The sequence below is a fragment of the Neisseria sp. P0008.S010 genome, assembly GCF_051962715.1.
Taxonomy (GTDB): domain Bacteria; phylum Pseudomonadota; class Gammaproteobacteria; order Burkholderiales; family Neisseriaceae; genus Neisseria; species Neisseria elongata.
In genome coordinates this window covers 1-10,636 of the sequence record NZ_JBQCVA010000064.1, presented here as the reverse complement: position 1 = coordinate 10,636, position 10,636 = coordinate 1, and the positions used below count along the sequence as shown (strand labels likewise).

The 10,636-nt window shown below is 53.9% G+C and carries 13 protein-coding genes and 1 tRNA gene; 8 read left to right on the top strand and 6 right to left on the bottom strand.

Annotated features, from left to right (window positions below; genetic code table 11):
- Positions 1 to 53: 53 nt before the first annotated feature.
- The 5 genes from ACTHSL_RS11645 to ACTHSL_RS11625 form a co-directional block, all read right to left on the bottom strand.
- Positions 54 to 1,277 carry a tyrosine-type recombinase/integrase gene (locus ACTHSL_RS11645; protein ID WP_440381531.1) on the bottom strand — a complete coding sequence of 408 codons (1,224 nt, stop codon included), beginning with the start codon at positions 1,275 to 1,277 and terminating at the stop codon, positions 54 to 56.
- Positions 1,278 to 1,497: 220 nt separating this feature from the next.
- Positions 1,498 to 1,583, bottom strand: a tRNA-Leu gene (locus ACTHSL_RS11640).
- A gap of 19 nt (positions 1,584 to 1,602) precedes the next feature.
- Positions 1,603 to 1,944, bottom strand: coding sequence for a preprotein translocase subunit SecG (gene secG / locus ACTHSL_RS11635; protein WP_440381530.1), 342 nt, complete (start codon positions 1,942 to 1,944; stop codon positions 1,603 to 1,605).
- A 4-nt stretch (positions 1,945 to 1,948) separates the two neighbouring features.
- Positions 1,949 to 2,704, bottom strand: coding sequence for a triose-phosphate isomerase (tpiA, locus tag ACTHSL_RS11630; RefSeq protein WP_440381529.1), 756 nt, complete (start codon positions 2,702 to 2,704; stop codon positions 1,949 to 1,951).
- A 74-nt stretch (positions 2,705 to 2,778) separates the two neighbouring features.
- Positions 2,779 to 3,648 (bottom strand): lipid A biosynthesis lauroyl acyltransferase, encoded by an 870-nt coding sequence (locus tag ACTHSL_RS11625; protein ID WP_440381528.1) that lies wholly within the window; start codon positions 3,646 to 3,648, stop codon positions 2,779 to 2,781.
- A 119-nt stretch (positions 3,649 to 3,767) separates the two neighbouring features.
- Between ACTHSL_RS11625 and rbfA the strand changes: the two genes are divergently transcribed.
- The 6 genes from rbfA to ACTHSL_RS11595 all read left to right on the top strand — a co-directional run bounded on the left by rbfA (position 3,768) and on the right by ACTHSL_RS11595 (position 7,375).
- Complete coding sequence (gene rbfA, locus ACTHSL_RS11620) at positions 3,768 to 4,139, top strand: 30S ribosome-binding factor RbfA (RefSeq protein ID WP_440381527.1); 372 nt, start codon at positions 3,768 to 3,770, stop codon at positions 4,137 to 4,139.
- 1 nt (position 4,140) lies between these two features.
- The gene (locus tag ACTHSL_RS11615) at positions 4,141 to 4,671 is read left to right on the top strand and encodes a hypothetical protein (protein WP_440381526.1); all 531 of its coding nucleotides are present in this window, start codon (positions 4,141 to 4,143) and stop codon (positions 4,669 to 4,671) included.
- A gap of 76 nt (positions 4,672 to 4,747) precedes the next feature.
- Positions 4,748 to 5,158, top strand: coding sequence for a hypothetical protein (locus ACTHSL_RS11610; RefSeq protein WP_440381525.1), 411 nt, complete (start codon positions 4,748 to 4,750; stop codon positions 5,156 to 5,158).
- 1 nt (position 5,159) lies between these two features.
- Positions 5,160 to 6,074, top strand: coding sequence for a tRNA pseudouridine(55) synthase TruB (gene truB / locus ACTHSL_RS11605; RefSeq protein ID WP_440381524.1), 915 nt, complete (start codon positions 5,160 to 5,162; stop codon positions 6,072 to 6,074).
- Between the two features lie 217 nt (positions 6,075 to 6,291).
- A complete protein-coding gene (gene rpsO / locus ACTHSL_RS11600; protein ID WP_003775527.1) occupies positions 6,292 to 6,561 on the top strand; it encodes a 30S ribosomal protein S15 in 270 nt (89 codons plus the stop codon).
- 64 nt (positions 6,562 to 6,625) lie between these two features.
- The gene (locus ACTHSL_RS11595; RefSeq protein ID WP_440381523.1) at positions 6,626 to 7,375 is read left to right on the top strand and encodes a hypothetical protein; all 750 of its coding nucleotides are present in this window, start codon (positions 6,626 to 6,628) and stop codon (positions 7,373 to 7,375) included.
- A gap of 204 nt (positions 7,376 to 7,579) precedes the next feature.
- Here the strand turns inward: ACTHSL_RS11595 and ACTHSL_RS11590 are convergent, their stop codons facing one another.
- Positions 7,580 to 9,103 carry a fumarate hydratase gene (locus ACTHSL_RS11590; protein WP_003775523.1) on the bottom strand — a complete coding sequence of 508 codons (1,524 nt, stop codon included), beginning with the start codon at positions 9,101 to 9,103 and terminating at the stop codon, positions 7,580 to 7,582.
- A gap of 179 nt (positions 9,104 to 9,282) precedes the next feature.
- Here ACTHSL_RS11590 and ACTHSL_RS11585 point away from each other — a divergent pair, with 179 nt between their 5' ends.
- Both ACTHSL_RS11585 and ACTHSL_RS11580 read left to right on the top strand, forming a co-directional pair.
- A complete protein-coding gene (locus ACTHSL_RS11585) occupies positions 9,283 to 9,945 on the top strand; it encodes an NAD(P)H-dependent oxidoreductase (RefSeq protein ID WP_003775519.1) in 663 nt (220 codons plus the stop codon).
- A 77-nt stretch (positions 9,946 to 10,022) separates the two neighbouring features.
- A complete protein-coding gene (locus tag ACTHSL_RS11580) occupies positions 10,023 to 10,619 on the top strand; it encodes a hypothetical protein (RefSeq protein ID WP_440381522.1) in 597 nt (198 codons plus the stop codon).
- Positions 10,620 to 10,636 lie beyond the last annotated feature (17 nt).

Below are 10,636 nucleotides of genomic sequence, written 5' to 3'. Positions count from 1 at the left end.
TAGCCGCCCATTGTTTCAGGCGGCCTTTAATGGCGGGGAATACGTTGTTTGGGTTACGGGCTTTGTATCTGTTTCAGAGCTTGGCGGTATCGTTCGCGCAAATAGTCACTATACCACTGCATCATCTCCCGCCGTTCGTCCATGTAGTCCGCCCTGTTGTATGCCGCCCTGATGCGGTCTTCTTCAACATGGGCTAATTGCCGTTCGATTGCGTCGGGATTGTAGCCTTGTTCGTTCAGGATGCTGCTCGCAAGGGCGCGGAAGCCGTGCGGGGTTACTCTGCCTTTGTAGCCCATGCGCTCAATGATTCGGCTGATGGTTGCATCACTGATAAAGCCGTCGGTTTTGGTACGGCTCGGAAACAGAAACGGCGTATTGCCTGTGATTTCTTTCAGTTCTGCCAAAAGTTCAAGCGTCCAGTCAGCCAGCGGCACGGCATGGGGCGGTTTCGGCGCGGTCTTCTCGTGCTTCATACGTTGGGCGGGAACTGTCCACATTGCCGCGTCAAAGTCTATTTCATTCCATTGCCCGCCCCTAAGCTCTGTACTTCGTAAAAAGGTCAGCATATTCAAAATTAGGGCTATTCTGTTTTGCGGCTCAATCTCTGTCAGTATCAGACGGCAGAAAAACTCGGTCAGTTCTTCACGGGGCAAGGCTGGGCGATGGTCGGTCTTGGCTTGTTCAAAATGCCCGCGCAATACGGCGACAGGGTTGCGGTCGGTAATTTCCAGCATGGCGGCGTATTGGTAAACCACCCCTATCCATTGCCTGACTTTTTCGGCAGTAACGGTTGCGCCTCGTGCAATGATGGCGGATATAACGGCTTTCACGTCTGATACGCTGATTTCCGTTATCTGTATTTCTCCGATTGCGGGGAAAACGTCCTTTTCAAAGTCGGAAATGATGCAGGCGGCGTGATTTTCTTTCCAGCGGTGTAGATTATCGGTATGCCAGCGGCGGGCGATTGATTCAAAGGTATTTAGGGCGGCGGCTTGCCGTTCGCGCTTTTCCTGTTGCTTGGCTTCGCTGGGGTCTTGCCCAGATACAAGCAAACGGCGGGCGTTCTCGGCGGCTTGGCGGGCTTCGGAAAGGGAAACGGCGGGATATTTGCCGATAGTCAGTGTTTTTTCTTTGCCGTCTATGCGGTATTTCAGGCGGAAGATTTTGCCGCCTGCGGGGGTAACTTCGAGATACAGGCCGCCGCCGTCAAACAGTTTGGCTTTCTTTCCTGCTTCGGTCGGCTTGGCGTTCCTGATTTGGCGGTCGTTTAGCGGCATTTTGGGGGTATGTTTTCGGGGGTATTTTCAGATGCCCCCAAATATACCCCCAGTTTTCGCTTTACTCAATTACACGGCAATAGGCGGGATTGGACAATCAGGAAGGGGCAAACAGGATGGCAATCGGCCTGTAAGCCCCGTGGTTATTAGATTTGGTTTATAGCATTAGACGGGGTTAAATGAAAAAAAACGCTTAGAATTTCTAAGCGTTTTTGTGTGATGGTGCCGACAGCGAGACTTGAACTCGCACAGCCTAAGGCCACTACCCCCTCAAGATAGCGTGTCTACCAATTTCACCATGTCGGCATAATTCGTTATTTTTAATTTACTTTCCACCAACCGGAGAGGAAGGGGCATTTGATGGAGCGGTATGTGCAGGCATTGTCTGTTGTACATTTCCAAAATCCAGCTTGCTTTTGCCAGAATGGGTAGAAATATAAGTTAATGCCAAACAAGTTGCAAAAAAGATTACTGTTGCAATAGCCGTACTGCGGCTGAGAAAATTACTGTTACCTGCAGAACCAAATACGCCTTGCGCGCTACCGCTACCGCTGGCAAATGAGGCTCCTGCATCTGCGCCTTTGCCGTGCTGCATCAATACCAAAAGGATGACGCTTAATCCGGCAAAACCGTTTACGATCATAATCAGTGTTTTAAATGCTTCCATAATTTCAAGCTTGCTCTGCTGCCCGGATAATGTCGGAAAGTGCTTCGTAGGTTAAAGAAGCTCCTCCAACCAAAGCACCATCCACATGCGGAACGGTAAAAATATCTGCCGCATTCATGGGATTGACACTACCACCGTAAAGGACGCGGATTTTAGCATCGTTCCCGCACAATGACAATATTTCGCTATAAATAAATGCGTGCATATCGGCAATTTGTTCTTTATTGGCAACTTTTCCCGTACCTATAGCCCATACCGGTTCGTATGCGACGGCGAAACAGTCGGTTTTCAAACCTTTCAAAACGGAAAGCTGATAGGCAACGGCTTCTTTTTCGCGGCCGTCTTCACGTTCTTTTAAGCTTTCGCCCACACACAATAATGGCGTTAAACCGACGGCAAGGACATTCTCGATTTTGTGCCGTTGGATATCGTCCTTTTCGTTGAAATACAGGCTGCGTTCGGAATGGCCGATTAAAACGACATCGACGCCGACATCTTTCAGCATTTCGGCCGAGACTTCGCCTGTATAAGCCCCGTTTCCTGCAAAACGGCTGACGTCTTGGGCGCAGGTGTGGATGGTATTGTTCAACACGATTTGCACGGCGTTGTGCACTTGGGACAAATACACTGTCGGCGGGGCAATACCGATACATACTTTTTGCTGTACGGGCATGCTGCGCAATTTATGCACGAGCGCATTGTTATTTTGCAGACGGCCGTTCATTTTCCAGTTGCCGATTACCCATTTTTTATCCCACATCGTTCAAATCCTCGTTTTAGAACGGGCGTGATTGTACCCGAATTTGTCGGCCCGCAGTAGCCGGACGGACGTTGTCAATAAAACTCCGCTTCTCCGTCCGGCCTGGTTTTGAAGCGTTTGTGCAACCAATAGTATTGTTCCGGCATTTCGCGTATCCGTGCTTCGATAAAATCATTCATCGTCTGCGCGTCTGCTTCTGGATTATCCGTGGGAAAGTCATTCCAGGGCGGGTAAAAACGCAACTCCACCGTACCGTCGGGCAAACGTGTCGGAATGGCGGGAATGACCTTGGCGCGCGTTAAGACCGCGATACGGCTCAGTCCGGCAATCGTGGCCGTCTGAATACCGAAAAACCGTACGAATACTGAGTCTTTGCGGCCGAAATCCTGATCGGGCAGATAAAGGAAGGGCGCATCGCTTGCTTTGAGCTGCTTGATAATCGCACGCAAACCTTCGTTACGTCCGATAAGGAAGACGTTATTATAGCGGTGTCGGCCTTTCAGGATTTGCTCGTCCAGTGCCGCATTTTTCTGGTGCGAATACATGCTGATCAGCGGCACATCTTGGTTCAGCGCATATACGGCCAATTCGAAGGCCGTAAAATGCGGGTACAGCAAAATCACTTTTTCGCCTGCAGCCAGCGCGTCGTCGAGGAAATGCTTGTCCCGATAACGCACCAGTTTTTTCAGACGGCCTGCATCCCCGTACCAATACAGACCATACTCGGCCAACAGCCTGCCCATATGTTTGAAATGCTCTTTCAAAACAGCGGTTCGCCGCTTTTCGTCCCATTCGGGAAAACACTTGGCCAGATTGATTTGCCCGACGCGGCGGCGCGGGGCAACCAAATAATAGCTCAAGATACCGATCATGCGGCCGATTGCCCCGATGACGGAAAACGGCAGCAACTGGATCAGATACAAAACGGCAAACAGAATCTTCATTTCTCTTTTTTCAGACGGCCTGTCGAGTAAAAGCGGGCATTATACGGCAAATGGGCTATAATGCGCCCCGATTTGAAAGCGGCCTCATGCCGCCGAATGCCATAAAAAAGGAAGGACATATGAACAGAAACCATCGCGGCTATGCCAGGCAAGACCGTGTAAAAGAACAAATCATGCGCGAATTGGCCGAACTGGTGCGACGCGGCCTGAAAGACCCGCGCGCCGGCTTTATCACCATCAACGACGTGGAAGTTACCCGCGACTACAGCCACGCCACCGTTTACTATACCGTTTTGGACGACACAACCCGCGACATCACCGCCGAAGCATTGGAACACGCCAAAGGCTTCCTGCGCAGCGAATTATCCAAACGCATCAAACTGTTCCGCATTCCGGAGCTGCATTTCCAATACGACCAATCCTTGGAACGCGGCATGAGCATTTCCCACCTGATCGAACAAGTGGCGGCGGAAAAGCCGGTGGAAGACTGACATGGCCCATTTAATTCTCCATCCGCTGGAAGGCTTGGAAATTTCAAGCAGAGGCCGTCTGAATTTCGGCCAACATAAAAACGACGCTCTGACACTCTTGGGCGAACCGTCGCAGCAAAACGACCACGTCCTCTACTACGACCTGCTCGACTGCCACATCTATTTCGACCACCACGGCATTATCGATTTTTTCGACATCCCCGAAGGCCCTTTCCTGCAAACAGGCAACAGCGTCGAAATCTACGGCTGCAACCCGTTCGCCCTGCCGTCCGACCAACTGTACGCCCTATTGGCCGAACACAACGCCGGCGGCAAAATCACCAGCGACGCACCTTATGGCTACCGTTTCTGCAACATCAATACGGCCATCTGGCGCGAGACCCATGAAGAAGAAATCCGGCAAATGATGGAAGAATTTCCGCACGAAGCCGAACACCTCGCCCTCGAGCTGCCGAAAGGCAATTACTATTGGAGCATAGGCATAGGCTCGAAAGACTGCTACAGCAAAACCCCCAAACGTTTCCTACCCTGAGGGGCCGTTGAACACCCGGTATTAAAACCGAAGATCTGTTTCAGACGGCCTCCTTGCTCCGCTTTCGGATATATCCATGACCTTTCCCGAATTTTTATTGTCTTTAGTCTTTTTCTCCTATTGTGCCTGCTACGCTTTCAGTTTACGCAAAGGGAAAACCGTCTTTGATACCGCATCGGGCAACGAAATCCACATAGGGAAAAACGGGCATTACTCGGTTTGGCATGACGGAGACGGACAAATCCCCTTCCGCATCACCGACCTAAACGGGCGGGAAGCACCTCTCCCCAAACCGCTGTTTCATGCCAGTTTCCGCCGTACCGACGGCCGCATCACACTTTTAAAGCATGGCCGTCTGAAAAAAGGCAGCTACACAGTAAAAACACCAAATCCGCACAGCCACATCATCTTCAGAAAAACAATATCAGAAACGCCAATCATCCTACTCGGCACTTCCATCTTATCCCTTTCCTTCCTCCTTCACTGACATGACCGCCAAACCTGCCAAACGCCCCGTCAACGGTGTCCTCCTGCTCGACAAGCCCGAAGGACTTTCCAGCAACACCACCCTGCAAAAAGCCCGCCGCCTCTACAACGCCGAAAAAGCGGGGCATACCGGCGTGCTCGACCCGTTGGCGACCGGACTTTTGCCCGTCTGCTTCGGCGAAGCGACCAAGTTCGCCCAATACCTGCTGGATGCCGACAAAGCCTACACCGCCACGCTGAAACTCGGCGAAGCCAGCAGCACGGGCGATGCCGAAGGCGAAATCATCGCCACCGCCCGCGCCGATATTTCCTTAGCCGAATTTCAGACGGCATGCCAAGCCCTGACAGGCAACATCCGCCAAGTGCCGCCGATGTTTTCCGCCCTCAAACACGAGGGCAAACCGCTGTACGAATACGCCCGCAAAGGCATCGTCATCGAACGCAAACCGCGCGACATCACCATTTACGCCATCGATATTACCGAGTTTGACGCGCCCAAAGCCATCATCGACGTACGTTGCAGCAAAGGCACCTACATCCGCACCTTGAGCGAAGACATCGCCAAACACATCGGCACGTTCGCCCACCTGACCGCTCTGCGCCGCACCGAAACCGCCGGTTTCACCATCCGCGAAAGCCACACGCTCGAAGCCTTGGCAGAATTAAACGAAACCGAACGCGACGCCCTGCTCCTGCCTTGCGACGTTTTAGTGCGGCACCTCCCCAAAATCGAACTGAACGACCGCGCCGTCGAAATGTTGCAACACGGCCAGCGTCCCCAGTTTTCAGACGGCCTCCCGAACGACAAACCCTTCCGCATCTACAACAAAAACGGCCGCTTCATCGGACTGGCGCACTATCAGGAGGAAATAGGCCGTCTGAAAGCCCTTCGCCTGATGGATACCAAACAGGCTTAACCCAACCCGGCCCGGCAAAACCCGCAGGCCGTCTGAAAACCGACACCGATACGGTTCCGCGTACAACGCCCTAAAAAAACGTGCGCACGCCGGAAGCTTATGGCATAATGCCGCCTCGTCCGTTCGGCCTGCCCGGAAGGACGGATTCGGAGTTTGCCCGGTTCAGGCTAGGCAAACTTGTCTGCCGCAAGGCTTTATTTTTTGGAGTTTTTCAATTATGGCACTGTCCGTAGAACAAAAAGCACAAATCGTTAAAGATTTCCAACGCAAAGAAGGCGATACCGGTTCGTCTGAAGTACAGGTAGCACTGCTGACCTTCCGCATCAACGACCTGACCCCGCACTTCAAAGCCAACCCTAAAGACCACCACAGCCGTCGCGGCCTGTTGAAAATGGTCAGCGCACGCCGCCGCCTGTTAGGCTACCTGCGCCGCACCAAACCCGACACCTACCGCGAACTGATTACCCGTCTGGGTCTGCGTAAATAATTTGTGCGCCTCATTAAAAAACCGGAACGGTACAATACCGTTCCGGTTTTTTAACATTTAATTGATGCCTGCCCCGCCGCCGTCTGAAAGCCCCGATATGACCTTCCGCCACCTCGAAACCCTTCTCCATTCCGGCCTGCCCGAATGGCAACATCATCAGTTCCGTGCCGATATATGCCGCTTTCACACGCTCGGCGGCGTACTCGATTTCCAACAATTTGCCTACACCACTGCTGCCGACGGCGAAGCCGAACGCCGCGAATATCACCAGCAAACCGCCAACCACACCCTTCACGCCGTTATCGCCGAGTGTAACGAACAGGCTGCGGAACGTGCGGCCGAACACCGGCTGCCCGCCCCGTCCCCGCTTACCCGATTTTTCAGCCTGCAAGCCGATATGGGGCGCAAAATCAGTGCCGAACGGTTCTACGGCAACCAACTCGATTTGCGGTACAACCGCCTCATCATACGCGGCCAGGGCAGCCAATTCGGCCGCTTCCTCTACCACGACAGTGAAACCGATGCCGACCGCGCCATCGCCCCCAACGCCCTCGATACTGCCTTTTGCTATGCCTTTCTCAACCCGCCCTACCCGCCGCGATTCAGACATTCCGCCCGAGAAACCGGCCAATACTTCCTTGACTTCTGCCGTCGGCTGTTCGGCAATCCCGCCGATATTGAAGCATACGAATGGAATACCGATTGCTCCGACTACTTTGACGACGGCCGCGAATGGTGGGGCACATACTTTTGGACCATATACAGCCCGCAAAACGGCCTCTACACCGGCATCATGGGTTCCGCCACCGATTAAACAGCCGCCGCGAATCAGAAGGCATTGACTCATCCGCCCGCACTTCCATACATGAAAATGGTATGCAGCTTGACCGACCCGCCCAAACCTGACGATGCCTGAATCAGCCGGAACAATCCTTATCTTTCAACGCCACCTATATCAATCAGGCCGTCTGAAAACCGATAACAAGGTTTTCAGACGGCCTGATTGGTTTATTGCCGTTTAGGCTTCTACCGGAATGATGCCGATTTTGGCCTGCCATTGTTTCGGCGCGACGGCATGGACGGATTGTCCTGCCGCATCCACCGCCACCGTTACCGGCATGTCTTTCACTTCAAACTCATAAATCGCTTCCATGCCCAAATCGGCGAAGGCGACGACTTTGGCCTGCTTGATGGCTTTGGCCACCAGATAGGCCGAACCGCCAACCGCCATCAGGTACACGGCTTTGTTGTCGGCAATCGCCTGACAGGCCGCCGCGCCGCGTTCGGATTTGCCTATCATGCCCAAAAGGCCGGTTTGTTCGAGCATCTGACGGGTGAATTTGTCCATGCGGGTGGCGGTGGTAGGACCGGCGGGGCCGACCACTTCGTCGCGCACGGGATCGACCGGGCCGACGTAGTAAATCAGTTTGCCCGACAAGTCCACAGGCAGTTTTTCGCCTTTGTCCAGCATATCGGTCATGCGTTTGTGGGCGGCATCGCGGCCGGTGTAGATTTTGCCGTTCAAGAGCAGCACGTCGCCCATTTTCCATGTAGCCACTTCTTCTTTGGTCAGCTTGTCCACATCGACGCGGCGGCCGTTTTTCGGGTTGTAGGTGATGTCCGGCCAGTCTTCGATGGTCGGCGGGGTGAGCACGGCGGGGCCGCTGCCGTCCAGTTCGAATTCGACGTGGCGGGTGGCGGCGCAGTTCGGAATCATGGCCACGGGTTTGGACGCGGCGTGAGTCGGATAATCCAGGATTTTCACGTCCAGCACGGTGGTCAGGCCGCCCAAGCCTTGCGCGCCTATGCCCAAGGCGTTTACTTTTTCAAAGAGTTCCAGGCGCAGGGCTTCGACGGTGGAGAGTTCCGCGCCAGATGCGGCTTTTTCCTGCAATTCGTGGATGTCGATATGGCTCATCAGGGATTCTTTGGCCAACAGGGCGGCTTTTTCGGGCGTGCCGCCGATGCCGATACCCAAAATGCCCGGCGGACACCAGCCCGCACCCATGGTCGGCACGGTTTTCAAAACCCAATCGACGATGCTGTCGGACGGGTTGAGCATGGCCATTTTGGATTTGTTTTCCGAACCACCGCCTTTGGCCGCGCAGGTTACTTCGATTTTATCGCCCGCCACGATTTCCATGTGGACGACGGCGGGGGTGTTGTCTTTGGTGTTTTGGCGTTTGCCGGCCGGATCGGCCAAAACGGATGCGCGCAGTTTGTTGTCGGGATTGGTGTAGGCGCGGCGCACGCCCTCGTTTACCATTTCCTGAACGCTCATTTGTGCGTCCCATTGTACGTTCATGCCGACCTTCAAAAAGACGGTGGCGATGCCTGTGTCTTGGCAGATGGGGCGGTGGCCCTCGGCACACATGCGGCTGTTTACCAGAATCTGCGTCATCGCGTCTTTGGCGGCAGGATTCTCTTCTTTCTCCCAAGCCTTGCTCAGGGCTTTGATGTAATCGACGGGATGGTAGTAGCTGATGAATTGGAAGGCATCGGCGATGCTTTGGATAAAGTCTTCCTGTTTGATTACGGTCATTTTGCGTTCCTTTGAGTTTGTTTTTTTCTTTCAGACGGCCTGCCGCATGATTGGCAATATTCGGGCAGCCATAACGCGGCAGGATAGCACAAAGGCCGTCTGAAAAACAGTTTCAGACGGCCTGCTTGCCGGGTTCGCGTTATAATCCCCCCACTATCCAACCGAATAAGGAAACGAAGATGTTTAATATCGACAAACAGCAGGTTTTGGACGCGTTCCGCCACCGCCGCGCCACCCGTGCCTACGACCCGTCCAAAAAAATCTCACCGGACGATTTTGCCTATATTCTGGAATTGGCGCGGCTCTCGCCAAGCTCCATCGGTTCGGAGCCGTGGCAGTTTTTGGTGGTGCAGAACGCCGAGCTGAGAGGCCGTCTGAAACCGGTGAGCTGGGGCATGGCCTCGCAAGTGGACGACTGCAGCCATTTGGTGGTGATACTGGCGAAGAAAAACGCCCGCTGGGACTCCGCCTTCCTGCGTGCAGGCCTGGAAAAGCGCGGCTTGGACGAAGAAGGAATGCAGCGTGCTTTGGCGGTTTACGAAAAATTCCAAAAGCACGACATGAAAACCGCCGATGACGAGCGCGCGCTTTTCGACTGGTGCTGCAAGCAAACCTACATCGCCTTGGGCAACATGATGAGCGGTGCGGCAATGATCGGCATCGACTCCTGCCCGATAGAGGGTTTCGATTATGAAGAAGTGAACCGCATTTTGGCCGAAGCCGGCGCATTCGACCCTCAAGAATGGGGCGTGTCGGTGATGGTTACCTTCGGCTACCGCGCACGCGATATCTCGCCTCGCAGCCGCAAGCCGATTGACGAAATCGTGAAGTGGCTGGAATAAGCGGCCGAAACACCGAACAAACAGGCGGCACCGCCATGCCGCCTCCTCCAAACAATCCGCACACGACACAATCAATCATGGCAAACCGCAATCTTTTCCCCGTCAAACGCCTCAGCCCCTCGGATGCCTTTTTATCGGCCGCAGAAGGCCATTTGAGCCTCTGCATCTGCTTCCGCCCATTCGTTTGGGACGGTGAAACTACCGAAACTTCCCTGAACATCGACTTATACAACGTGCTGCCCTCGCCCTATCCGCGCGACTTGGCCGGCCTGCAACGCACCTTCGGCGAAATTGAAAACGGTTTTGCCGACGAAGGCGCGCCCGAGCCCGAATGTTCTTTGGACGGCAGCCTGTATTTGGGCGGCAAACACCATCCCGTCATCATCCGAAGCCTGTCCTTCCTCCCCAACCGCAACCGAACCGCGCTGACCCTGATGGTGAAAGGGGAATACCTATTTGAGTTCGAAGGCCTGAACGATTACGCCGATACGCCGTTTTACTTTAAACGCCCCGTTATGGTCGAACGCCGTATGAAAACACGATGCGAGACCTTTGTAAAAAAGCCCTTCCCCCGACAGCAGAAACCCAAACACAGATTTTCGGCTGTTTTCGTGCCAAATACCCCCTTAATCCTCCTCGGATACCTGATAATAGGGGTTCCGGCCGCCTTTTAGGCGGCAACAGGCACACT